At 36.1% G+C, this 227-nt stretch carries 1 protein-coding gene; it reads right to left on the bottom strand.

All coding sequences use genetic code 11. The features are described 5' to 3' along the window. Positions 1-227 (bottom strand): prealbumin-like fold domain-containing protein (locus BAQ44_RS08335; RefSeq protein ID WP_131801850.1); only part of this gene is annotated, 227 nt, incomplete at both ends.

The following is a 227-nucleotide window of genomic DNA, read 5'->3' as shown; positions in this document are numbered from 1 at the left end:
ACTCTTTTCAACAGTAAACTTGATAGGATTTTGATTTAAGTCGTAATGAGTAGGAGCTTTCGTTTCAACGAACTGATAGTCTCCCGGACGTAAATCAGAAACAGAAATTTTACCATCTTTATCAGTAGTTAAATTAGAACGAACGTCGTGCCCGTTCATATCAACGATTTTAAATACCGCACCTTCAAGAGTAGAGTTGTCAACGTCGTCAAGCTTAATTAATTCAA

The sequence above is a fragment of the Bacillus mobilis genome, assembly GCF_001884045.1.
Taxonomy (GTDB): Bacteria; Bacillota; Bacilli; order Bacillales; family Bacillaceae_G; genus Bacillus_A; species Bacillus_A mobilis.
The sequence above is the reverse complement of the archived record's forward strand: the minus strand, read 5'-3'. Positions and strand labels throughout refer to the sequence as shown.